The sequence below is a fragment of the Microcoleus sp. N9_B4 genome (assembly GCF_036701635.1).
Classification (GTDB): domain Bacteria; phylum Cyanobacteriota; class Cyanobacteriia; order Cyanobacteriales; family Microcoleaceae; genus Microcoleus.
This window is the reverse complement of sequence record NZ_JAUBRC010000077.1, coordinates 1-23510: the sequence shown is the minus strand read 5'-3', so window position 1 is coordinate 23510 and position 23510 is coordinate 1. Positions and strand designations below refer to the sequence as shown.

Below are 23510 nucleotides of genomic sequence, written 5' to 3'. Positions count from 1 at the left end.
ATTAGTCATTAGTCATTAGTCATTAGTCATTAGTCATTAGTCATTAGTCATTAGTCATTAGTCATTAGTCATTAGTTCGTGCGGGCGGGCGGGCCGCTCGCATTGTGAAGCATTTTTGGGCAAATAGAATTTGCATAGTTTAGGAAAGAGTGGGAATAGAAGATGAATCAGATTACAATGCCTGTGTTGCCCCAGATGAATGAGTTGTGGCAAAAAACGCTGAATTGGCAGCCGAATGAGTCGCAGCAACAACAATTTCAGCGGCTTTACGAGTTAATTGTCGAGGGAAATCGCTCCTTGAATTTAACTCGAATTACTGAGCCGATGGAGTTTTGGGAAAAACATTTGTGGGATTCTCTGCGGGGAATTGCCAGACTGCTGCCAGCTAATCACAATTCGGCGGAAAATCCCGAATTGTCCGCCGAGTCGGTTCAGAAAGCGATCGATATCGGGACAGGTGGGGGTTTTCCGGGTCTGCCGATCGCGATCGCCCTGCCGCAACTATCAGTTACTTTGCTCGATTCTACGCGCAAAAAAATTACTTTTTTGGAAACAGTTGTGCCGTCTTTAGGAATAGAAAATGCGGCAACTTTGTTGGGCAGAGCCGATGAAATTGCCAGAATGCCACAGCACAAACAAGCTTACGATTTAGCCGTTCTTCGAGCAGTGGGAGCCGCTCCTGTCTGCGCTAAATGCGCGCTGCCTCTGCTGAAAAATGGCGGTTTAGCTGTACTTTACCGAGGGAATTGGACGGTGGAGGAAGAAACTGAGTTGCAAAGGGCGATCGAGCATTTGGGCGGCACAGTTGAGTCAGTCGAAGCATTCACAACGCCGACGAGTCAGGGGGCGCGGCACTGCGTTTACTTGCGGAAAGTTGTACCGCAGTTCGATCGTCCCGTGCGCTAGTAGGGACACGGCACTGCCGTGTCCTGTATTTCATCGGCCGTGTCCTGTATTTCATCGGCCGTGTCCTGTATTTCATCGGCCGTGTCCTGTATTTCATCTAATCGAAAACTACCCGATCGCCTTTTCGTAGCGCTTGTTAATTTCCGCCCAATTAACCACATTCCACCAAGCTTTTAAGTAGTCGGCGCGCAGGTTTTGATATTTGAGATAATAAGCGTGTTCCCAAACATCGTTACCCATAATTGGATAGTTGCCCTCCATGAAAGGAGTGTCTTGATTTGCCGTAGTTGTAATCTCAAGTTTGCCAGCTTTATTGCGGACTAGCCACACCCAACCACTGCCAAAACGCTTGGCGCCGGCATCGTTAAATTTTGTTTTAAAATCGTCAACACTGCCGAAATTTTGCTGGATTGCTGTTGCAATTGCCCCTGTCGGTTCGCCGCCGCCGTTGGGACCCATGATTTCCCAAAACATACTGTGATTTAGGTGTCCGCCGCCATTGTTACGCACGGTTGTGCGAATATCTTCCGGTACTTTGCTCAAATCTCGCAGCATATTTTCCGCAGTGATATTTTTGAGTTGCGGGTATTTACTGACAGCATCGTTGAGGTTTTTAACGTAAGCGGCGTGGTGTTTGTCGTGGTGAAATTGCATTGTCCGCGCATCGATGTGCGGTTCTAAAGCATTGTATTCGTATGGCAGAGGTGGCAGTGTAAAAGGCCCCGGAGTTTGGGCTATTTTTGGACTTTCTGCAATTGGACTTGCTTGGGATACATTATTTCCTGACGCTTGGCAAGCACCTGCGGTAATGGCTCCGACGGTGGCAGTCACCAAATACAAGAAATCTCGGCGTTTGAGAGTCATAAAAAGTACCTAAGTGAATTATTAACTGTTTTATCTCAGATTAAAGCAAAATGGGAGCGAGTTGAGAAAAAAAGTTGTATCGCCCGAATGGATGAGACGGATGGGCGATGGTTGTGAGAGTTTCTCAAGTATAGGCTAATTGTGTGCGCGTAACTAACTCACGTGCTCCGGTTCACTAATCCGGTTTCTGTCTCGAAACCGGGTTTTTTTTAGATTATTTTTGGGACAAGCGCTGGATGGCTTCGCCTCCAAAAAGCCGATCGGCTGCTTGGAGAATACCGGGAATTTTAGCAGCGTGGGGACTGTGGGCGAGAGGGCGGCGCAAGTCTAATTCATCGAGGCGATCGGCTTTTTGGCCGGGGAACCAGTGGCCCGCATTACCTAAAAGGTTGTAGCGCATCTTGCAATAGTCGATCGTATCGTAAGCCTGCGCCAAATTCCACAGCCACAGAATCACATAAATATTAATACCTCCGGGAGTATTTTCGATAGTTGGTAAACCGACGTGCCAAGTCTTAAACCAATCTTCTCCTAATTTATCAATTGCTGCTTTTTCTAATTTTTCTAAGATCGGTGGCAAAATTTCATCGGCTCTATCTAACAATTCTACAGCTTTAAGATGCTCGTTGAAATCTTCAGGTTTGGCTGCGCCCAAACTCAAAGTATGTACTTGCGGATGCGACAAACAAAACAAATCATTAAACACCATCGGACTCAGCGGATAGCACAAATCTACCAATTTTTGCGGCGGGCTGTAAAGTTGACCGCCTTTGTCGGAAGGACTGATAATAAAAACGCCCATATCGTGACGTTTAGCAGCTTCAATAGCAGGCCAATTACTTTGATTGATGTAGTACCAGTGCAAGTTAAGATAATCAAATTGATTGGTTTCAATTGTTTTGACTATCACATCCGTCGGGCCGTGAGTCGAGAAACCAATAAACCTAACTTTGCCTTCTGCTTGCAGCTTTCTCGCCACATCCATGCAGCCACCCGGACGCATAGACTCCTCTAACAATTCCCACGTATTAATACCATGTAGTGACAGTAAATCGACGTATTCCAGTTGCAAATAAGCTAAGGATTTATCAAATTCTTCGCGAAACTCTTGGGAGTTTGGTTTGGGACTAACTTTCGTTTGTACTATCAACTTTTCGCGGGGAAAATTCGGGAAAATCCACCCCAGTTGCATCTCAGAAGTGCCGTAACCGCGAGCAGTTTCTATGTGATTGATGCCACATTCAATCGAGTAGCGAATCGTCGCTTCTAGATTTTGTTGATTGTCTGGGGGAATTTCATTGGCTGGCACGTCTTGCCATTTGTACTGATATCTCATGCCACCGCAGGAAAAGACGGGCATGGATAATTCTGTGCGACCGAATCTGCGATATTGCATCATAAACAGTTGACAGTTGACAGTTGACAGTTGACAGTTGACAGTTGACAGTTGACAGATGACAGATGAATCGCCTGGTTTTTAGGATGGAGATTTGTAAACCACCCTAAAAATATTCCTCCGTCATACAGGAGTTTAAACCCCTGAATTTTGACAATCAAAGTCAAGGTAAGACCAAGTGCATTTAAATTGTATAGTCAAATTTAAGAAAAGTCTTGTGGGGAGTAGGGGTTGGGCGTCTCGCCCGCCCTAAAAATACAATTTAGATGCCCAACAGCTTAACTCCCATATTGCAGCATTCTCCTGAACAGGCAAGATGCCTGTTCCACAAAGAGTTTTTGACCACCAGTGGGCAGTTTTGACTATTTAGAAATCTCCCGGACTACTGGTTTTCCGTCTTGGATTTCGCCGACTAAAACCAAATCTGTACAGTCTACAAACAAACCATTTTCTAACACACCGGGAATGTTATTTAAGCTTTTTTCCATTTCTCCGGGGTTGGCAATGTCATCAAATTTGACATCAATTACCATATTACCTTGATCGGTAATTACCGGGCCTGCTTTTTTCACGCCCATGCGGAGTTCGGGTTTGCCACCCAATTTTTCAATGGCGCGCATCACTGGTGTTAATGCCATCGGTATAACTTCGATGGGCACGCGAAAAGTCGAACCCAATTTATCTACGATTTTGGAACTGTCAACTACTACAATAAATTGAGTGGCGAGGTAATCGACTACTTTTTCGCGGGTGTGGGCTGCGCCGCCACCTTTAATTAAGTTGAGGTGGGGATCTACTTCATCAGCGCCGTCAATAGCTACATCAATTCTGTCAATTTCATCTAGTGTTGTCAGCGGTACTCCGTACTGTTTGGCTAACACTTCTGATTGAAAAGATGTCGGCACTCCCTTGATATCTTTGAGTTCACCTGATTTTATGCGATCGCCCAATGCTTGAATAGTATAAGCTGTAGTTGACCCGGTGCCGAGTCCTACAATCATACCAGATTTTACGCGATCGGCTGCAGCAAAGCCGACTTGCTGTTTCATCAATTTTACGGGATCTTGTTCTGTGGTCATGTTCGGTACTCCTCAATAATTTTAAGATTATACCATTGAATGAAAATCGGATTTCTCGATACTTATACTTGGGATTACAACATTGAAACTCCTTACTGCAAACCTTTGGGTGGCACTCAGTCGGCTATTTGTTACTTAGCTGAGGCGTTGGCTGCACAGGGAAACGAGGTATTTTTGCTCAACAATACTTCCGAGTCGGGGATGTCGCGTGGCGTTGATTGCAGGCGCAGGGTGGGGGACAAATCTAATTTGGAATTGCTGCGATCGCTCGATTTTTTAGTTATAGTCAATATAGTCGGCAAAGCGCTGGAAGTAAAGCCGCTTTTGGGGGAACAAACTCACTTAATTTTGTGGATTCATAACGAACCGGGCTTTGTATTTCTCGAAAATTTTAAAAATGTTCGAGAAATCAATGCTTGCGATGCCTTTGTATTTGTCAGCGACTGGCAGCGCGAGCAATTTCACCGGCGCTTTGGGATTGACTCCCATCGCAGTTGTGTTTTAAGAAATGCGATCGCACCTTGTTTTGCTAACATTTTTCCCGATAATATTCCTATCCTCTCTCATAAATCTCGACCGCCCATTCTAGCTTACACCAGCACTCCATTTCGCGGACTTGATATTTTGTTAAAAGTCTTTCCCGAAATTCGTCAAGCTATCCCCGGAACCCGATTAAAAGTATTTTCAAGCATGAAAGTACACCAAATAGACGACAATGATAACCAGCTTTTTTTCGGTCAACTTTACCGCCAGTGTCAGGAAACAGAAGGCGTCGAGTACGTGGGTTCTGTACCCCAACCCGAACTCGTCCGGCAACTGCGTTCAGTGGCGGTTTTAGCTTACCCGAATACCTATTTGGAAACCTCATCTATTGCCGTGATGGAGGCGATGGCCTGCGGTTGCCGGATTGTGACGAGTGAATTGGCAGCTTTGCCGGAAACAACTGCTGGATTTGCCCGTCTAGTTTCAATGTCAGGGGTGGAAAATTTTGCATCGATAACTAATTGGAAGCGTGCGGGCAACCCAGATTGGGAGGGATATACAAGGCGGTTTTTAGAGGCCGTAGTCGGAGTTTTAAATGAGGGCACGGGTGCGGGCGACGCCACTGCTGAAAATAATTTAAGACAGCAAGTAGAATATATAAATCAAGGGTGTACTTGGTCTGTGCGTTCCCGAAAGTGGGTAGAATGGCTGAATAGTATTAGTGTAAAACCTGTAAGAGTGGCAGAGCAAATGATCGGGAATTCTTTAGTAGGTTTAGAGGCAGTGAGAGATTATTTTCAAAAGGGAAATTGGCTGAAAGAGCGAGGTGAGCTCGGTGGCGCAATCGAGAATTATCAGAAAGCTTTAGATTTCAATCCAGGAGATGCCGAAGTTCATAAAAAGTTGGCGGAAGTTTATGTTTTGCAAGGAGAATTTGAAAAGGCGATCGCCTCTTGTAATGTCGCTCTTAAATTTAAACCCAATTTTGCTCCTGCTTACTTAACAATAGGCAATGCTTTGCAGAGTCAAGGCAAACTGGGAATGGCAATTCAAGCTTACTTACAAGCTTTAGAAATTCAGCCAGAATTTGCCGAAGCTAGCGCGAATCTCGGCAGTATGTATTACAAGTTAGGGGAATTGGAACAGGCGGCCAATTATTACCAAAAAGCTCTGGTAATTAATCCTCAATTGTGTTCGGTAAATATGATGCTGGGCAGCGTTTTGCACCAGCAAGGAAAGTTAGATGCAGCAATTACTTGCTATCAAAAAGTGCTGCAACAGCAACCGGGAGATGCCAGCGCTGCTGAGAAATTATCGAGTTTGCTCGCACAAAAAGAGCGGGAAACTACTGACAGCAACTTTATCGAATTAGAAACAGAATCAGGCGAACAGCAACCAGTATCTGTCAACAAAGATGAAGGCTACGGCTTGCAGCCTTCGAGTATCAATTTGCCGGCAGCGCCCACCACTCAGACTTTAAATACTCCGTTTACCAACCCCGCTGAACTTTCCGAACAAGTTACCTCGCTCAATGTTCCAGATAGCGGACAAGTTGCCAATTTTGAAGAAGTAGAACCGTACAATAAACTCGCAGAAAACTTTTTAGTTCAAGGTAAAATTAAAGAGGCGATCGCAGCTTGTCAGCAAGCGCTAAAAATTCGACCGGATTTCATCTACGCTTACGTCACTTTAGGCAATGCCTTGCAAGCAGGAGGCAAAACTGAAGCTGCGATTCGATCGTATTCTCAAGCCCTAGTATTGCAGCCAAATTTTGCGGAAGTGCGCGCCAATATCGGCAGTATGTATTTCAAAATGGGGCGTTTGGAAGAAGCGATCGCCCATTACCAGCAAGCCATCGCCCTGAGTCCCGATTTAGCGGGAGCTCACTGGAATTTAGGGAAAGTATATCACCAACACGGCAACATCGAAGCAGCGATCGCCTGTTTTAAAAGAACATCCGAACTCAACCCCCAGCTAGTCGGTGCAGACTTCCACTTTAACTTAGGTAATCGACTTTTCAGCCAAGGAAAGCGCGACGAAGCCATCGAATGCTACGAAAAAGCGATCGCCATTAAACCAGATTGGGCAGAAGCCTACGGTAACATCGGCAGCGCGCGATCGCAACAAGGCAATCTCGACGCCGCCATCGCTTACTATCAGAAAGCTGTAGCTTTAAAGCCGCAATTAGAAGTTTTGCACTTCAATATAGCCAACTCTTTTTTACAGCAAAACAAGTACGAAGAAGCAATTACTAATTATCAAAACACTCTGAAAATAAAGCCCGACTGGCCGGAAGTTCACGCTAACCTCGGCACTTGTTTTTCCATGCAGGGGCGGCTGGAAGAAGCTTTAGCCAGCTATCAGCAAGCTCTGGGATTAAAACCGGATTGGGCAGAGGTTTACTGCCGGATGGGACACATTCAGAAACAAGATAAGCCGTTGGAGGCGATCGCCAATTTTGAAAAGGCGATCCAATGCAACCCCAAATTTAGCGAAGCCTACCAACAATTGTGCGACTTGCTAAGCCATTCCACCAACCTCGCCGGAGCCCGTAACATAGCCGACAAATACTGCGAAAACTGCGGCGAAAATGCCCCAATCATGTCAGCTACAGCCTACGTCTTTTCCTACCTGCAATCAGGTGTTAGCCAACAGGCAATTCAGAAACTCGAAGAAATCGAACAACTCTGCTACGAAAAGGTCGAAACCTTTAGCGTAATCGAACTAAAACTTCTCTACGAAATCTTCCTGTTTGCAGTTTCTCACCTGCGAGACAACCGCGAAAAAAATGCCAGTTTCTACAGACTCATTGCCAAACAATACTACCAAAAAGCCGTCCCTAAGCGCCAGGACATTAACAGAAGCAACCTAGCAAATTACCAAACAAAAGAACAGCGTCCTTTAAAAATCGGCTTCCTTTCCAAACACTTCCGCCGCCACTCAGTAGGCTGGTGCAGCGAAGCTTTAATTCGCGAATTAAGCAACATCACCCCCCACGTTCACCTTTACGTCACCGGGAAACTCCACCGAGATGAGGTTACGCAGCGGTTTGAAGACATGGCGGGCAAGTTTTACTGGCCTAAAAAATATCCAAATGGCTTTGCTGATGGTGGTGAAATCTTCGCCGAAGTAGCGCAAGACAACTTGGATGTTTTGATAGACTTAGACTCGATGACAGTGCCAACAAATGTGGAAGTTTTATACCAATATCCTGCGGGAATTTGCGTTTCTTGGCTAGGATTTGACGCACCCTATATTTCAGACAATCACTACTTTCTGTGCGACGAACACACTCACCCCCCTGGTGTGGAAAAAAATTACTTAGAACAGTTAGTAAGATTGCCAGTTTGTTCGGTAGCAATTGGGGCACTGCAAAGCATTCCTGTGAATCGAGAAGCGATTAGAAATGCTCTCGGAATTGGCTTGGATCAAATGACTTATCTGTGCGTTTCTCCGGGCAGAAAAACGAATCCAGAAATGGTACGATATCAAGTTAAAATCCTTAAGGAAGTACCAGATAGTGTGTTAATCCGCAAAGGTCAAGGCGACCCCGATATTATTCACAGCACTTACCGCGAAGAATGCGAAATTCAGGGAGTAGATTTTGGTCGGATTAAGTTTATAGGGCAAACCAGAAGTGAAGAAGAACACCGCGCTATTTATTATGTAGCCGACGTGCTTTTAGATTCCTATCCTTACAACGGCGGGACTCACAATTTAGAGGCTTTGTGGGCGAATTTGCCAGTGGTAACTCGATCCGGCGACCAATATCTTTCGCGCATGGGTTACGCTTTTCTGAAAAGTGCAAATCTTGATGTTGGTGCGGCGTGGAGTTGGGAGGAATACACGCAGTGGGGAGTTAAGTTTGGCCGCGATGCTGGTTTCAGAAATGCGGTGAAAGAGCATTTAGTAAAATCTAAGCAGCCAGAACATCTCGCACCTTTGTGGAATCCTAAAAAGTTGGCTGAGGATATGTATGAGGTATTTCAAAAACTGTTAGCGAAATAGGTGAGTAATTGCTATAGCAATCCCCAATCAATTGGGAACTCCTTCCTTGCTCTTTTCTCTTCCTCTGTGCTCTCTGCGCCCTCTGCGGTTCAATAAAAAAAGAGAGATCGGGTAGAGAAACGTGGTTTTTGGATATTTGTACGCTACTCACGGTAAAGTTTTGTAAAAAAATCAGTGAAAATGCGTAAAAATTCCGCGCCGAGTCTGATAGATAAATAGCTGATTCATAGTACCGCGATCGCACTAACTTTATGCCAGTTAGGGCGATCGCTTTTTTACTAACACCAGTTTCAAAAAAGAATGCCACAGCAGACAAGCTCCAAACCAGCAGCTTCATCAGTAATTCCAAAATCTAAAATCTAAAATAACCTGACTAATCACTAATAGCCACTCGATCGCGCCCGCCCAACTTAGCTTGATACAATGCCTTATCCGCAGCTTCAATCAACATTTTCGGGGAATTTTGACTTGGCGAAACTGCCGCAACTCCCAAGCTGAGAGTCACAGAATCACTGACAACAGACTTGATGTGGGGAATTGCCAATGCTTTGACGCGGCGGCGGATTCCCTCTGCAACCGCCTGTGCAGCCACGACATCCGTATTTGGCAAAATTACCCCAAATTCCTCGCCGCCGTACCTAGCAGCCAAATAGAGGCGTTCTGCGGGTGCGTTTGTGCAAGCATCCCCGATCGCCCGCGCCACTTGCTGCAAACAAGCATCCCCGGCTTGGTGGCCGTAATTGTCGTTGTAAAGTTTAAAACAGTCAATGTCGCACATAATCAAAGATAGCGGTTCCAAAGAGCTCGACTGCTCCCATTCTCGGTTGATCACCTCGTCAAACCGGCGGCGGTTAGCTAGTTGAGTCAGACTGTCCAAATTCGCCAACCCGTCCAACTGCTGGTTAGCAGCAGCTAGCTGCTGGTAAAGTAAAGATTGTTCGATCGCGATCGCCACTTGAGTACCCAACTGACTCAGCAAATCCACATCAAACTGCTGCCACTGGCGGGGCCCCGAACAGTGGTGGGCAATCAGCAAACCCCACAACTTCGGCACTTGACAAGAACCGTTACCTTCCCTCGGTTCTATTCCCTGCTGGACAATCGGCACCACCAAATTTGCCTTCACCTGACACGCCTCCAAAAAATTAAGGTGACACTCGCTCAAATTAGAAGCATGAATATCCTCTATAGCGCGGATTCGGCCCTTTAAATACTGTCCGATGTAAGTATTGGCAAAACAACAATCGTCAATTCCCATCCCTTTGAGTGGAATCCATCCTTCTGCAACCGACTCCACCACCACATCTCCGTTCCAGTCGGGTCGGAAGCGGAAAACCAGCACGCGATCGGTTGCCAAAAACTCCCGCACTTCCGCTACTGTAGTGTTGAGAATATCTTGGAGATCCAGAGAAGAACGAATGCGCGATTGAATCTGTGCAATTAAGCGTTCCCGTTCTATTTGTTGCCGCAGCGCGACTTGGGCTTGCTTACTTTGAGTAATGTCCCGACCTTCCGGCAGCAACAATACTATTTTGCCCGTTTCATCCGCGACCGGTTTGAGAGAAAAATCAACAGTTGCCGTCCGATTTACACCTTGAACTTCCACTTCATAGCGGACAAATTCACCTTGTGCAGAGCGAGAAATCGCCTCTTGCAACTGTTCCTGAACTTCCTCAGAATCTCCCCACCAAGGCAACAGCCAAAACGGTTTATTAGCCACATCCCGTAGCTTAATTCCCGCGAAATCCAGAGAAGTTTGGTTAGCTTCCAGCAGAGTGCCGTCCGGTTTCAACAAGCTCACAAATTGGAAAGAAGAATCAAAAATTGCCCGAAAGCGCCTTTGAGAATCTCCTAACATTGCCGTCACCTTTTCGCGAGAGGTAATATCGCGGAAGCGCCACACCCTGCCAATAATATTTTGTCCGACTCGAATTGGCTGCGTGTAGCGCTCAAAAGTGCGGCCGTCTTTAAATTCTAGAATATCGCAACCTTCCGACTCCGCATCACTATAAAATTCTTTAACTCTCTGCAAAAAAGCTCTCGGATCTTTAACTTGCTTAGTGAGGAATGCCAGCCGCACCGTTCTATCCATTGAGTTTCTAACTTCTTCGTAAATTCCCCACATTTGAACTAATTTTTCGTTATAACTAATCATTTCTCCGGCGGTAGTAACGGCGAGAATGCCGTCTGCCGTTGCTTCTAAGGTAGCGTGCAGCAGAGACCGCGATCGCTCTAATTCTGCTGCGGTCAATTTGCGTTCCGTGAGGTCTCGGACTGCTTTCACCTGGACTAAACGACCTTCCCAAAATACGAATTTGCTGCGAACGTCAGCAGGAAAAGCAGTTCCATCTCGCTTGAGAAAAATAGTTTCACAGACTGTATTGCTGGCAGCAGAAATCATTTGCGGCGCTTGTTTGTATGATTTGGGCGACAGTAGTTCCAGCAAGCTCATTCCCACCATTGCCGCCGGTTCGTAACCGAAAAGTTCGGCAAAATTGCTGCTGACATTCAAAATTGTGTCGCGGTCAGCCACGGCAACTGCTTCAAAATAAGCTTCGCATTCGAGCAAGCGCGCTGCTGACTGGCTGCTGCCATTTTCGCCAGAGGAGTAACTGTTGTTAATTAGCTGTTGCAGTTGCGTATTTGCCGAGTACAAAGCGGTCATGGCTTGCCTGTACATAGCAGTACGTTTCTCCACTTTTTCTGCGAGGCGATCGCGATATTCTCGCAGTTCTTTTTCGACTCTAATTAAATCAGTAATATCTACTGCGAACACGATTACACCAGCGACTTGACCTGTTTCGTCTCGGTAAGGTATTTTATCTGTCCGCACCCAGCATTTTTGACCGAAGACTGTTGGTAGCAATTCGACTTTGCCCTGTTTGGGAAGGCCAGAATGGATTACTTCTAAATCTTCTAAATAATATTGCTCTGCTTCGTCTGGATAGATTTCATAAAAAGATTTACCTTCTAATTGAGCTGCGGGCACACCTCTCGATGCAGCGGCGGCTTGATTAATTCGCAGCAGGCGACTTTCGGTATCTTTGAGCCAAATCATCGCCGGCACGGAATCAAAAATAATTTGCTGTTCTTGTTGCTGCAGGCGTAGTTCGGCTTCTGCTTGTTTTCTTTTAATTATTTCTTGTTGTAGTTTTTGGTTGGCTTTTTTGAGTTCAGCAGTGCGTCTTTCTACTCTTTCCTCTAGTTGATCGTAGTATTGGGTTAGCAAGTTTTGCTGCTGTTCGTGCCGCATTGCTTCTAATTTTAACTTTTCGCTAGCTGACAAACTTGAGGATACAAAATCTGCTAATATTTGGGTAAATTCGTGTTCTTCTTCCGTCCAATCACCGTCGGAACCCTGGCGTTCGGCGCTGACTATTCCCAACCTTTGACCTGCTAGCACAATCGGTACATTTAACAGGGAAGTCGTGCCCTGATCGAGCAAATAAAGACCGACAATCTCTCGCGTTCTGGGGTCATTTTCTGCGGCCACAGTTGCGAGCACACTTGCAGATTTTAAAGCTTGAAAATATGCCGGACAGTCGGCGGCTGTGATGATTATTTGTACGGAATGGAGTTTAGTATTTTGTTCGTAAAGGTCGATGCAGTGAAGCTGAGTTTTGTCTTCGCCGTATAGCCAAATACTGGCTCGATCGCAGTTGACAATATTGACAGCGGTTTCTGTTACTTCGCGGATGAATTTTTCTAGATTGTTGCGTTCTTTTAGTTGACTTTTGGCTAATTTTGCGATCGCCAAAGTTGGACTGCGCCAATTTGCTCTCTGGTTGGGCGGCGTGGATGACTGCGAAGCGGAATTAATTTCTTCGCAAACTAACAGTACAGCCGGTCGTTGAAAATTGGCAATTGAGCGACCATTGGTATTTTCCTCTATTTTCCAATCTACCGCCGGCATTGGGCGCGCGGTTGCTTTAACCCTAATAATCTTGCCGTCTTTGCAAGTCAAGCAGCCTTCCCAACAGGCAATTTTGGGAGTTGGCGTACCGTTTTCCGGCTGGGCCAATCCAGCAAATTCTGCCTGCATTTTCCCTTGCTCTTGGCAGTAAAATATGTTAAAAATTGAATGACAAATTAATTCCTGCGATTTGTAGGCGAGGCGAGACGCACCGAATTGATTGAGCGAAAAAACTCTTCCCAAAGCGTCTAGAACGAAGTAAATGCCCGGAAAATTGTCGTAGAGAGTTCGATACCAATCCTGTTCCACTTGTTGGTTGCACGAAAGTTTTTCTGCGGCGAACTCGCCCTCCGTGCCTATCGAGTGAGAATTGTTGGTTTCTGGGTTGCTTGAATGACTTTTTTTAGCAAACACTTTTGGCTTAACTCGACTGTAATAAATTTTACTTTCTGGAATTTAACTTTCTTGTGAAACTAAATTAAACCTGTTTTTAAAAAAAAGTTACAAGTTGTAACAAAATTACAACTTGTCCAGCGCGCTGGTTTTCGCTTCCCTATGCAACCACTGTGTTTGTTTGTAGTTGTTAGACCGTCTGCCGGCGATATTTCGCCCTAGTTGCAATGCCAGCAGGTTTAGCTACAATTACCCGGTATGTACTTTTAGCATCCCAGACAAGGGAAAAAAGCGGCAATCAAGGGTTTTAAGTATATATGATAACACTCAAATACTTAGTATTGGGACTGACCTACTTGGGATTCGGTTTGGGATATTTGCCGGGGCTGCGGGTGAACCGGGCGGCGGTTGCAATTATCGGGTCAGATGAGTGCGGTGGCTTTGGGGATACTTGACCTGAAAACTGCTGGGCGGGCGATCGACCCCAATACGATCGTTTTGTGTTGGGAATGACGATCGTGAATATAGTTAATTCGACTCTTTAATAAATATTTATAATACTTGAGTTAAGTAAATCTTATAATGCACAATCGGCAACGGGCTTTAGTCCTATAGTTTATAGTTAATCTTGTGCAGCAAACGCTAAGGAGGTAAAAAAGAGTGACTACCCTAAAACCCGCTGCGAAACCCAGACTTAATTCTGCGTTCAAACAACTGATGTCCTTACACTGGGTGATGTCAGCTTGCTATTTAGTGCTGTTTATTACCGGTACGTCTATGGCTCGATTGCCGGGAGAATTGTTTATTCGAGGCCCCCTTTACGATTTTCACAAATCCGTAGGAGTGCTGACAATGGCTTTGCTGACTTGGCGGATTTTAACTCTGCTGCGGGTATGGTGGAAAAAATATACGAAACGCCTGCCCAAGTTTACGAAGGAATGGTACAAAAATTTTGCTCTGCACGCAACTTTGTACATTTTTATGTGGCTAGTTCCGGTTGCGGGTTTCTTACTTTCTAACTCTTACAAAAGTAACAATGTGAAATTTTTCGGAATTCTTTTGCCGGATATGTTTCCGCAGAATTCCGCAATGGTTGATCTGGGAAGGAGTTTGCATTTTTGGCTGGCGTACACGTTTTTAGCGTTCGTAATTTTGCATATTTTAGATCAGAAGAAAGTTGTGAGAGCTAATTGGCGTAGGTTAACAAATTTTGTTAGCACTAAGTTCGCAAAGTCTCAAAAGGTTGGATAAATTTGCGATGGGTACTATATTTCCATTGGCAATGATAAATTTACTGCAAAACTAGCTATTTTCCACGGTGATATTCTGAAACTTCTCCCATCGTCTGACTTCTGAGGCAAATTTATGGGTTTTTCTAATAAATCGACGGGGTGACTAATTGCCAACCCCAAATCGCTCTTTAACTCCAACTTCGCCTCTTCACCGTGACACTCGTAACACCGCAAAATCCACACATTAGAATCATCTTCCGATTGTTTGAATGCCATCAGCACTAAATTTTCGGCGGACAAATCCAAGAATTTACCAACTGCGGGTAAACTCTTGTTTCGATTTTTTCCCAACTGCGGCAACACCTTTACTAACAGCGGCAAATTCAACTCGCAGCCGCGCCGAACTGTGCCGGCCTCTTGCCAATTTCCAGCGTGGGGATAGACTGCACAAGTAAACTCGGAAACTCCTACATCTGCTTGTGCATCCGGCCAAGTCGAACCCCGAAGCAAAGTTAGGCGAATTCGATTTGGTTGAAGGTCGCAACCGTATTTGCAATCGTTGAGCAAACTCACTCCAAAACCGTCATTGCTGATATCAGTCCAGCGCAAAATCGGCACTTCCCATTTGGCTTTTTCGGCGGGTGTTTGCGGCTTGGTTGTGCGCTGAATCGCACCGCCGGGAATTTCGCAAGTTGCCAAATCTGCTTCTACATTTAACCCAAAGGCTGCTTTTACTAAAACGTGAGTTTCTTGCCAATCTGCAACTGTCTTGATTTTCAGCAGCGGCGAACCTATTTCTACTATATAATCTTGGCAAAACTCCGATTTGCCAATTTGTCGGACTACGCGCAAACTCTGCCGTATTTCTCCCTGCTCTATCCAGGAAATATCTTTCAGTATCGGCGCGGGTAACTGATGTTTTTCATAATTTGGATCGATGTTCCAAGCATCCCAATATTGGCCGCTGTCTTGAAATGCTTGCAGTTGATTTCCGCCTGCTGCATTCAGGACTTCTCGGTTATTTACTTTATCCCAAATGCTGGATAAATCTCCAGTTTGACCGTCTACTGTTGCCCGAATAAATTCATTTTCTAAAACCATTTGTGCGGCTGCAAAATGCGTTTCTTGACAAGCTGTGTTTTTTTGTGCTATACCGTATGTAAGTTTTGATAAGTCTGTCTTTTTTTCTGTTTCTGGACTCGCGGACGCATTATCCACAGTTTGAGCGTTTTCACGGCACAGCCAAAACACTTGGTAGCCAACGGCGGGGAGATTATTTGCCCAGAATAATAGTTTAGATTGCGATTGCGGTCGATCGCCCCTGACAATCTGCGAAGCCAGTCGCCGTCGGGACAAATCGTAAATTTGCCAAGCTGAATCAGTGGCATCGGGAAGCGGTACAGCGACAACCTCAGAGCGCGACCAATTGAGAGTATTGAAAATCAAAATCGGTTGAGCGTCGGGCTGCGGAGGATTCGGCAGAGAAATTTGAGCCGAGATGGCATCCAAAGATTTTAGCAGGATTTCGCGACAAGTGCGATCGACCTCGGCAAAAGCTAGATTAGCATCCGCGTAAACTTGGGCGATCGCAGAACCGGGCAAAATATCGTGAAACTGGTTAAACAAAATCTGTTTCCAAGCTGATTCTAACTCAGATTTCGGATAAACCGCACCAGTACAAATCGTTGCCAGCGAAGACAGCAACTCCGCTTGGTAGAGCAATTCTTCGCAGCGGCGGTTTTGGCGTTTTTGGTCGGCGCGAGTCGTGTAGCAACCCCGGTGGAATTCTAAATAAAGTTCGTCTTTCCAAATGGGAATAGTTTTGAGTTGTGAGATGGAATGATTTGCATCCGAAATTGGCGATAAGTTTGACAATTCTCGCGCCCGCAAATTCCCGACGGTTTCGACAACGAGCAAATTTTCCTGATTGTCCGATTCTGAAACATCGCTTTCGGGCTTAGTTGCGGAAATTGCCGACAAGTTTGAAAATTCTAGCGCCCGCAAAATCTCCTGCTTATCCGATTTTGCCACATCGCTTTCCTGCGAACTTTCCGCAACTTCCGGCAAAAACTGACTCTCAATCAAAGACAAATAATCAACCGCTTTCGCAAACTCCAACTTCGGGAAAAAAGGCGACATTTTCCAGCGTTTCGCCACCTCCAACATATCACGAGTCGGGCCGCCGCCGTGGTCGCCAACCCCAGGCAACCAAAGAGCATCTTGCAAATTAGTTTTAGCTTGCCAGTCAAAAGCATAACTTGCCATTTTCACAGATTCTATACTTTCGCCAATTGGAGGAGACATCATACTAAATATTTTAGTACCGTCCAACCCTTCCCACCAAAACGCACCGTAGGGAAATTCCGTTGTATCATTCCACCGCAACTTTTGCGTCACAAAATAATCAACTCCACCGTCGCGCAAAATCTGAGGTAATTGCCACCCAAAACCGAAAGTATCCGGTAGCCAAGCCACCCGCATCAATTCCCCAAATTTTTCTTTTGCATAACGCTGTCCGTAAAACACTTGCCTCACCATTGATTCAGCGGAAATCAAGTTTAAATCCGGTTCTACCCACATCCCGCCGACAACTTCCCAGCAACCCGCCACCACCTGTTTTTTAATCGCAGCAAATAAGTCCGGCCGATGTTCTTCCATCCAAGCATAAAGCGCCGGAGTTGAATGGCAGAAAATCAAATCGGGAAACTGCGATTGCAATTTCAATACCGACTCAAAAGTTCGCTTTGCCGCTTCCCAAGTTTCCGGGACAGGCCACAGCCAAGCTAAGTCTAGATGAGCGTGACCCACCAAATAGATTTTACCTGTATATATAGATGTCAGAGCACCAGGTTCTCCTATATATATAGATGTAGTATTGCCGCTTTCTCCAAGCTGAGAAACTTCCTCTCTTCTTCCTCCCTCTGTGGCCTCTGCGGCCTCTGCGTTTCCCTCATCTAAATCCCCAGAAAAAGATGTCAGTTCACCACTTTCTCCTATATATATAGATGTAGCATTGCTATTTTCTCCAACCTGAGAAACTTCCTCTCTTCTTCCTCCCTCTGCGACCTCTGTGTCCTCTGCGGTTCCCTTATTCAAATCCCCAGAAAAAGCCCGCAGATATCCCAGTAAATTGTGCCGCAAAACAGACAGCGATCGATCGAACTTTTCGCGATCGCACACCGCCGACCAATCAATCAAACCCATCGCCAAATCAATCTCAGATTTCAGCGTTTCCCCCTTGACAAACCCGGGGCGATTTGCTATTGTTTCGGTGGAGAGGTATTGGGAATTTAAATTTTCTAAATTGTGAGTTAGCGAATTTTGCAAAATCTCTAATTCGGCAGCCACAAAACCCGGATCGAAACAAGAAGAGTCAGCAGCTTCGTACAAACAAATCGATCGCACTAAAGCACCGTTATCGTGACCCGGACTTACCAATCGCAAAATTACTAAAAATTCATCTCCGGGATTAGCCGACGAACTCAACAAAACTCGATCGGCAAAATCAAATAAATCTCCCTGTCCGACTAACTCGCCGTTGACAAAAATTTGAGCGTCTTCTGCCCACCAAGTCAAGCCCAGCAGCAACCGCAAACCAACCACAGGATAGCCGTGCAAATTGTCAGGAATTACAAATTGCTGGCCCAAATACAAAACTTGTTTCCCCGACGGCCAAGCAATATGTCCTTTGCTGTTAAGTTCGGCAACAGGGCTGTTACAAATATTTACCGAAGAGACAGCCGAGTCAGAATCGCAGTACCTCCAACCAGACTGAACCTCCACTTGGCTGAGGCGGCGCAACTTCTCGACAACTTCAGAAATATTATTGTTAGCAGGTGACACAGAAGCGCTCATATTTCGCTAAAATAGGAATTGTGTATTAATCAAAGATCGGATTGAACCGCGAAGACGCGAAGGACGCGAAGAAATAAAGGTTTCAGAGGGTTGGAAGCTGCGATTAATATCTGGCTTTGATTTTACAGCAATATTTCGCAATGCCGGTGCGAATCAAAAATCTGAATTGAATAATTAAACTTATGTCCAACGGTTACTACGGGCCCTACCAAAGCCGACTATTAAATTTTATATCGAAACAGTCCCGCCAAGTTGCTGACAATTGCGATCGAACTTGGCGTCAAATTAAAGAAACAACTCTCACCGCCACCCAAATTCTGCTTTATCCAGCTTATTTGCTGGTGCAAAGTTCCCGAATGCTGGGGCGACAGTTGCGGGAATCAAGTCAAAAAGTAGATTTACCGGAACTGCAAGAATTTGGCGGCGACGAAAATCCCGATTGGCCGCAAAATTGGTATCAGGGGGAAGTTTCCGAGGAAAGTTCGATCGCCGAAATTTTGCACCTCGCCGAAAATTTACTAAACTCGTCGCAAACCGCGAAAACTTTAGCCAGCTTCCCGCTGTTAATTAATCAGGGAAATACTGTTAACGATTTACCTCCGGCTATAAATTTTAGCGGACAAACCGCCAAGCATCAAACCACTTCCGTCTTAGAACACCCGCTGGCTAAAACTCAATTAAAACCGCAAGCGAAAGTTGAGGGAATTGCCAGTTTTATCCCAGCCCGCACTTTAGTATTGGTCGGAAGAGAAAATCAGATATTAGATATTTTGACACCCGAACAGCAGGAAATGCTCGAAGGTCGCATAACTTGGGAAGTAGCAAACTGCGGGCCCGAACAACGGGAAATTACCCAAAAAGAATTAAAATTTAATCTTGGTTTGGAGTCGGCTGCCAAAAAAGCGCAGTTGCCGCCGATGCGTCGTTTTTGGGAATTGATGGCATGGCTTCAGACGAGCCCGGTTGCTTTGAAAAGAAATCAGTTTGGAGAATCAATCCTCGCAGTTAAAAAATCGATCGACCGCAATGCCATCCTAGTTCAAAAAGCCCGCGCGCAGATCGAAGCAAAAACCGCACAGCAGTCAATTGCGGCATCGAATTCGATCGACCACAATACCCCAAAACTAGAAACTAATTTTAACAGCAAGTTCGATCGACCCCCTAGTCCTCTCTCCTTTGTTACATTACTTGATCGCGCCGCCGTCAACATCGAGGAATTAACCCTCCCGCCATCGGTAAAAACAACCGCCGCGCCCACAGAAAACTCTGGAGTAAAAATTGACACATCCGGCACCCAAACCAATTTAGATTTGTCCGCCCGCGACATCATCGAAAAATACGCGCGAAACATCGAACAAATGATTTGGTCGTCAGTAGACCACCTTTTGGGCAAAGAAACGGCAGCAAGTGATAATACTGAGAAATCAGTCGCAATTCAGTATTATTTGAAACAGCGACAAGAACAAGAAAACACGCAAAACAGCCCAGAGGTCGATCGACCGTGGCTGAACTGGCAAGACTTATTCGGGGAAGCAGCACCGCAGCATTTAATCGAGGGCAGTTCCGAACCCGAGGCAGCAGCTCCAACCCTCATATCACAAGCTAGCCCAAAAGTCAAGCAGGAAATTGCAGAAGTAGGAGAATTGCCAGAAGGTCGATCGACCGCAGTCTCAATCTCCCCTTACCCCGAAGCACTTCACCGCCTGCTGGGGCAGCTAAAACAGAGCTTGCTCACAAAAAGCCCAAAAAGTCAACCCCAAACAGCATCTAATTTATCTGATTTAGCAGTTACTCAAAAAAATAGCTCTGCACTCGCAGCAGAATCAACCCCAGGGCGCGCGCCGGAAACCCAAGTGCCAAAAAACACAAACCCGAACAGCCGACAAAACAATCAATCCCCAACAGCAATCACCGCGCAAACTAGCAGATACACCGCCGCAACCCCCGCTGCTGCTGAACCAAAAAATCACAGCGCAGGCGTCCCATCCGAGGGCGAATACTTAGAAACAAAAGCAGAATCGATGGGATACATTAAGCACCCCCTAGAACAAGTGCTCGAATGGCTCGATCGAGTTATGCTGCGCCTAGAAAACATCGCCGAGCAACTCTGGAATTGGGCAAAAATCAACTTGCCCAAAATCCTCAAAAGCAAAGATAAAATTGACTAATCTTTAGCTTATGATAAAAAAGTTGCTGCAACAGCAGCAAATCAGCTCAGTATTATGCCATCTTTGGAGACTCCCACAGTGCTAACCCTCAAAATCGTAGTTAATGTAGTTGTCCTATTTTTTGTTTCCCTGTTTGTATTTGGATTTTTGTCCAATGACCCAGCCCGGAACCCCAACCGCAGAGACATGGAATAAACAAGTTATCTCGCCCGCAGAGTAGGGGCGCGCCACCGCAGCCCCTGCAACAGCCGACAAACCCGCAAAAATTAGTCGGACAAAACTTGACCTCGCACCGCCAGCGAGGTTATCTTATGGCGAAAGCAACTTCTGAAAGCAACCCTATTCCGGCGCGCCAAAGCGACGGGGAATTTTAGATATCAGAATTAATGTTTAAACAGTTGCCTTCTAGATGCAAAATTTTCAATAATTTGCACCCTATAAAATCTAAAATCTAAAATCTAAAATCTAAAATCTAAAATCGGATGACTTACCTGTAGTAACTATGCCCTATCCGGTACCGCCGCCAGAACCCCCTGGCATCATCTACATCGCAAAGCCAAAAAAAGCCGCCCTCACTGTCGCGGCCGGCGATGGAGACACCCTCCGCAACCCCGCAGAAATACCGGAACCAAGCCCAGATATCGTTCAGCCAGAACCCACACCGGCCCCAGCAGAACCCGCAGCCACACTCCTCGGCACTACGCCAGCCACCAACCAGCCTCCAGAAATCGCTGACCCCCTAGCGGAAGTGGAAAGCGGCGAGGCAGTGGTGGGATTTCAGCGTCGGCCTCCTGTGGGAGAACCCGAAACGGCGGAAACAAACCAAGATTCTTCGTTTACGGCTTACCAATTGGGTTCAGTAGAAAATGCCATTGCCATTCGGAATCGGGAACGAACCGCAGAGGCGCAGAAACAACAGGAGAGAAATCTTGCCGGAAAGCAGGAAAGTTGGTATCAGGCCCAAGGCCGGCAGTTAGAAGATAACTCTCCCGAACCTGCTGAAATTCCCGTTCCCGAACCCGCGCCGGAACCAGCCCCCAGCGGGCAACAGCAGTTCGACATTCCCACACCAGGAACCGCCCCCGCACCCAGAACACCCGCTGCGCCGACACCGAAACCTAAACCAGCCGCGCCGGGAGTCCGCACCGCCCCTTCTGGGCGGACGGTTCCTTTTCCCGTGACTCCGGCCGATACTATTGAAGTTAAGGCTGACAGCCAAGAATTCGACGATAAGCAGCAAATTGTCACGGCGGTTGGTAATGTGGTTGTGCGGTTCCGGCAAACTGTGATTGATGCCGATCGAGCGATCGTCAACTTAGTCACCCGCCAAGTGGTAGCATCCGGCAATGTCGCCTATACCCGCGGCCAACAAGTAGTACGCGGCCAGCGGATGGAGTTCAATCTCGGCCTCAACAGCGGCGCCGTCGAACAAGCACGCGGCGAAATATTCCTGCCCGCAGCAGGTAGCGAATTGACCCCCACATTGCCTACAGATATCAGTGCTGGGACGATTCTCGAACAGCCGCTGAGCGATCGAATTACCAGCCAGCAGCCCCTGCGCGGAGTCAAATCCCCCGGCGCTGCTACAGTGACTATCGGCGGCGGGGGACAGCTAGCAGCCCCCCAAGTGGTCGGTGCCGTCAACCGCATCCGCTTTGAAGCAGAACGCATCGAACTCCTGCCAGACGGCGCGAGGGTAGCAACCAACATTCGGATTACTAACGACCCGTTTTCCCCGCCGGAATTTGAATACAGGGCCCGGAGGGCAACGATTAGAAGGATTTCGCCCACGGCAGAGGAATTGGTCACAACTAAACCGCGCTTAGTGTTCGACAACCGGGTGAAAATACCCGTGTATCCCCGCAGGCAAGTGTTTGACAGCAGGCAGCAAAACGGCCCGTGTTTGACTTTTGGCTACGACGGGGGCGACCGCGGCGGTTTGTATGCCGAGTGCGGTTTTGAGGTGTTGCAAAACGGGCCGGTGCGGCTAACCCTGACACCCCAAATTTACCTGCAGCGGATCGTGGCAGATCACGGCGGTAATCCGTTTTCTCCCGACAGCTACGGGCTGAAAGCGAGGTTACGCGCTAGTCTGGGCCCGCGCACCAGCCTGGACGGATCGGCAATATTTCTGAGTTTGGAAGATTTCCCGAATTTGCCGGAAAACAGCTTTCGGGGCAATTTGCGCCTGCGACAGTTGATCGGCACTCACTCTCTGGCAGCAGAATACAGTTATCGCGATCGGCTATTCAACGGTTCTCTGGGCTATCAAACCGTGCAGAGCAGTCTCGGCGCAGTCCTCACTTCCCCAGTCATCCAACTCGGAGGCACGGGCATCAATCTCAGCTACCAAGCTGGGTATCAATTTATCAATGCTGACACCGATCGAGCAGACTTGCTCGAACCAGTGCGGGAAAACAACCGCGTCGATCTGGGCCGTTCCCAAGTCAGCTTCGCCTTAAGCCGCGGCTTCAACCTGTGGGAGGGCGAACCGCTGCCCCGCACTCCCACCCAGGGTTTGAAGTACACGCGGACGCCGGTGGTTCCTTTCTTGCAACTGGCCTTGGGACTCCGGGGAGTTGGTACTTATTACAGCAGTGGCGATCGACAAAATTCCCTCGCTGGCAGCGTCGGCATTCAAGGGCAGTTCGGTCATTTCTCCCGCCCTTTCCTCGATTACACTGGGTTTAACGTGACTTATACCCAGGTGGGGCGCGACGGTATCTCGCCCTTTTTATTCGATCGCTTAGTAGATTTGAGAGTCCTGTCTTTTGGGCTTGTCCAGCAAGTTTACGGAGGCTTTCGAGTTGGATTTCAAAGTGCTATTAATTTAGAAAGCGGGGAAGCAATCAGTACGAATTACACTTTAGAATACAGCCGCCGCAGCTACGCAATTATTTTGCGTTTTAATCCTGAGCGTCAAGTCGGCAGCCTGACTTTTAGAATTAGCGACTTCAACTGGAATGGGACTCCCCAACCTTTTTCCGGGGACGCGCGAACTGTAGAAGGAGGAGTGCGTTTATCCGATTAATTCAATTGGATAATTGGGCATGGGGCATTGGGCATGGGGCATTGGTAATTGGTAATGGGGTAATTGGAACCAACAGAAAACAGTCAACAGTCAACAGTCAACAGAAAACAGTCAACAGTCAACAGTCAACAGTCAACAGTCAACAGTCAACAGTCAACAGTCAACAGTCAACAGTCAACAGT

At 46.8% G+C, this 23510-nt stretch carries 12 protein-coding genes; 7 read left to right on the top strand and 5 right to left on the bottom strand.

The window, feature by feature from the left end; all coding sequences use genetic code 11:
- The first annotated feature begins 162 nt into the window (after positions 1-162).
- Complete coding sequence (gene rsmG, locus QUA43_RS29260) at positions 163-906, top strand: 16S rRNA (guanine(527)-N(7))-methyltransferase RsmG (protein ID WP_333379108.1); 744 nt, start codon at positions 163-165, stop codon at positions 904-906.
- Between the two features lie 108 nt (positions 907-1014).
- Here the strand turns inward: rsmG and QUA43_RS29255 are convergent, their stop codons facing one another.
- From QUA43_RS29255 to rpiA, 3 genes are all read right to left on the bottom strand, one after another.
- A complete protein-coding gene (locus tag QUA43_RS29255) occupies positions 1015-1770 on the bottom strand; it encodes a Fe-Mn family superoxide dismutase (protein WP_333379106.1) in 756 nt (251 codons plus the stop codon).
- A gap of 214 nt (positions 1771-1984) precedes the next feature.
- A complete protein-coding gene (locus QUA43_RS29250; RefSeq protein ID WP_333379104.1) occupies positions 1985-3169 on the bottom strand; it encodes an aldo/keto reductase in 1185 nt (394 codons plus the stop codon).
- Between the two features lie 359 nt (positions 3170-3528).
- Positions 3529-4245: a ribose-5-phosphate isomerase RpiA gene (rpiA, locus tag QUA43_RS29245; RefSeq protein ID WP_333153978.1), complete on the bottom strand. Its 717-nt coding sequence runs from the start codon at positions 4243-4245 to the stop codon at positions 3529-3531.
- 39 nt (positions 4246-4284) lie between these two features.
- Here rpiA and QUA43_RS29240 point away from each other — a divergent pair, with 39 nt between their 5' ends.
- Positions 4285-8736 (top strand): tetratricopeptide repeat protein, encoded by a 4452-nt coding sequence (locus QUA43_RS29240; RefSeq protein ID WP_333379102.1) that lies wholly within the window; start codon positions 4285-4287, stop codon positions 8734-8736.
- A gap of 373 nt (positions 8737-9109) precedes the next feature.
- Here the strand turns inward: QUA43_RS29240 and QUA43_RS29235 are convergent, their stop codons facing one another.
- Complete coding sequence (locus tag QUA43_RS29235; RefSeq protein WP_333379100.1) at positions 9110-13063, bottom strand: PAS domain S-box protein; 3954 nt, start codon at positions 13061-13063, stop codon at positions 9110-9112.
- Between the two features lie 296 nt (positions 13064-13359).
- Here QUA43_RS29235 and QUA43_RS29230 point away from each other — a divergent pair, with 296 nt between their 5' ends.
- Positions 13360-13497, top strand: a complete 138-nt coding sequence (locus tag QUA43_RS29230; RefSeq protein WP_333379098.1) for a hypothetical protein — start codon at positions 13360-13362, stop codon at positions 13495-13497.
- A gap of 205 nt (positions 13498-13702) precedes the next feature.
- Complete coding sequence (locus tag QUA43_RS29225) at positions 13703-14293, top strand: cytochrome b (protein ID WP_333379096.1); 591 nt, start codon at positions 13703-13705, stop codon at positions 14291-14293.
- 14 nt (positions 14294-14307) lie between these two features.
- Here the strand turns inward: QUA43_RS29225 and QUA43_RS29220 are convergent, their stop codons facing one another.
- Entirely contained in the window at positions 14308-18129 is a 3822-nt protein-coding gene (locus QUA43_RS29220; RefSeq protein WP_333379094.1) for an alpha-mannosidase, read from the bottom strand.
- A gap of 182 nt (positions 18130-18311) precedes the next feature.
- On the opposite strand from QUA43_RS29220, the gene QUA43_RS29215 reads away from it, so the two are divergent.
- From QUA43_RS29215 to QUA43_RS29205, 3 genes are all read left to right on the top strand, one after another.
- The gene (locus QUA43_RS29215) at positions 18312-20297 is read left to right on the top strand and encodes a hypothetical protein (protein WP_333379092.1); all 1986 of its coding nucleotides are present in this window, start codon (positions 18312-18314) and stop codon (positions 20295-20297) included.
- 78 nt (positions 20298-20375) lie between these two features.
- Entirely contained in the window at positions 20376-20492 is a 117-nt protein-coding gene (locus QUA43_RS29210; protein ID WP_106151135.1) for a photosystem II reaction center protein I, read from the top strand.
- Positions 20493-20799: 307 nt separating this feature from the next.
- Entirely contained in the window at positions 20800-23328 is a 2529-nt protein-coding gene (locus QUA43_RS29205; protein ID WP_333379090.1) for a DUF3769 domain-containing protein, read from the top strand.
- The last annotated feature ends 182 nt before the right edge of the window (positions 23329-23510 follow it).

What these genes read in the sequence shown, in the direction of transcription:
- QUA43_RS29240 (WP_333379102.1), top strand. Translation starts at nt 4,285, where the DNA reads ATGAAAATCGGATTTCTCGATACTTATACTTGGGATTACAACATTGAA.
- QUA43_RS29250 (WP_333379104.1), bottom strand. Translation starts at nt 3,169, where the DNA reads ATGATGCAATATCGCAGATTCGGTCGCACAGAATTATCCATGCCCGTC.
- QUA43_RS29205 (WP_333379090.1), top strand. Translation starts at nt 20,800, where the DNA reads ATGCCCTATCCGGTACCGCCGCCAGAACCCCCTGGCATCATCTACATC.
- QUA43_RS29230 (WP_333379098.1), top strand. Translation starts at nt 13,360, where the DNA reads ATGATAACACTCAAATACTTAGTATTGGGACTGACCTACTTGGGATTC.
- QUA43_RS29255 (WP_333379106.1), bottom strand. Translation starts at nt 1,770, where the DNA reads ATGACTCTCAAACGCCGAGATTTCTTGTATTTGGTGACTGCCACCGTC.
- rpiA (WP_333153978.1), bottom strand. Translation starts at nt 4,245, where the DNA reads ATGACCACAGAACAAGATCCCGTAAAATTGATGAAACAGCAAGTCGGC.
- rsmG (WP_333379108.1), top strand. Translation starts at nt 163, where the DNA reads ATGAATCAGATTACAATGCCTGTGTTGCCCCAGATGAATGAGTTGTGG.
- QUA43_RS29215 (WP_333379092.1), top strand. Translation starts at nt 18,312, where the DNA reads ATGTCCAACGGTTACTACGGGCCCTACCAAAGCCGACTATTAAATTTT.
- QUA43_RS29220 (WP_333379094.1), bottom strand. Translation starts at nt 18,129, where the DNA reads ATGAGCGCTTCTGTGTCACCTGCTAACAATAATATTTCTGAAGTTGTC.